Origin of the sequence: Mesotoga sp. UBA5825, from assembly GCF_002432955.1 — a bacterium.
GTDB lineage: Bacteria > Thermotogota > Thermotogae > Petrotogales > Kosmotogaceae > Mesotoga.
Genome location: NZ_DJHG01000116.1, coordinates 17,588 through 18,370, shown reverse-complemented (window position 1 = coordinate 18,370; position 783 = coordinate 17,588). Strand labels below are relative to the sequence as shown.

Sequence of the window (783 nt, the reverse complement as noted above, 5' to 3'; positions counted from 1 at the left end):
CTGTTATCCTTCTCATTCATTTGCAAGAAAGCAAGAAGCCGGAGTCAAGTTCACTCTCCGGCTTAAGTAAGCGGTTTTCGAAGACAACTACTTGGCTAACATCTTCTCCATTACTTCAAGTGCCTCGTCAGATAGTAGAATCATGGCCAATCTTTGAGGTGTGATTCTGTTCTGCAAATTATTCTGCAGTGTCTCAGGTCTCCTGTCGGTAATTCTTTCAGAAACTTGCTCTTTGACAACTTTCATTCTTTCCTGAACATCAAGATTCTTCAATCGCTNNCTGAGCTTCGGGCGGGAGATTCTCCAGACGATGTCTCATCTGTTCCGCTATATCGGGAAGCTTCTCCTCAATTCTTTCTCTCATTTCATTTACTCTGCTTGTGCCTACGCGGTTCGAAGCTACCCGTTGCTGCAAGTACTCGGCAAGATTTTCACCCTGCTTGATAGAGATTATTGATTTTAAACCTGTTAGGTAATTCTCCATTATGGATTGCATTCTAGTCGCAAAAGCTTCTCTTTCTGGAAGAGGAGCAATTTCACCTGAAATTGCCTCCTCGAGAGTGCTCTCAAGAGTATTAGTAATCCTCTCTTTGAGGCCTTCGAGTTCCTCGCGAGTGGATTTCGCAAGATCGTAAATCTCCTGAAGCTGCTCAGGAGAAAGTTCAACTGCGTTTAGCACATTTGCAATCTGAATCTGGCGCTGCAGTTTCAGAATATCTTTATCTACTCTGTTTCCGAAATTTGGAGCTGCAGTAGCGACGACCCCGAAGATCAACACCAATA

1 protein-coding gene is annotated in these 783 nt (G+C 43.8%); it reads right to left on the bottom strand.

The window, feature by feature from the left end:
- Positions 1-87: 87 nt before the first annotated feature.
- On the bottom strand, positions 88-246 hold the full coding sequence (locus tag B3N33_RS11460) for a hypothetical protein (RefSeq protein WP_292593419.1): 159 nt from the start codon (positions 244-246) through the stop codon (positions 88-90).
- Positions 247-783 lie beyond the last annotated feature (537 nt).